1 protein-coding gene is annotated in these 341 nt (G+C 76.0%); it reads right to left on the bottom strand.

Going from position 1 to position 341, the window contains the following annotated elements; translation table 11 throughout:
* Positions 1-341: SCO2400 family protein (locus tag H4N64_RS44295; RefSeq protein ID WP_418896348.1), on the bottom strand; the 341-nt coding region annotated here is incomplete at both ends.

Here is a 341-nt window from a genome sequence, read left to right as displayed (position 1 = left end):
TGAGGCCGCCACCCACGAGGGCGACGGCCGTCGCGACCACGGCCCGGCGCTTGTTCTTCTTCCAGCGGGCCAGCTGACGACGCCGTGCCGCTCGCCCCTGCCGCGCGGCCGGCACGCCCTCAAGGTCGCCGGACGGGCCGGTGCCCGGGGCCTCGCTCATGTCGGCCACGAGCTCCGCATCGTCACGCAGCGGGCCGTCCTGCCAGGTGGGCACGACGGTGGGCTCCCGGACGGCCGTTGAACCGGTCGTATCGCCTGTCGTCTCCGAGGCGGCGGCCCAGACCGGTCCGTCGGGTCCGTCAGCGGCGGTCGGGGCGATGTCCGGTGCGTAGGCGCCGCAC

This window comes from Streptomyces cupreus (assembly GCF_014257025.1).
In the GTDB taxonomy this organism is placed as follows: Bacteria; Actinomycetota; Actinomycetes; order Streptomycetales; family Streptomycetaceae; genus Streptomyces; species Streptomyces cupreus.
Note: the sequence above shows the minus strand (reverse complement) of the source record. Positions and strands in the feature narration are given on the sequence as shown.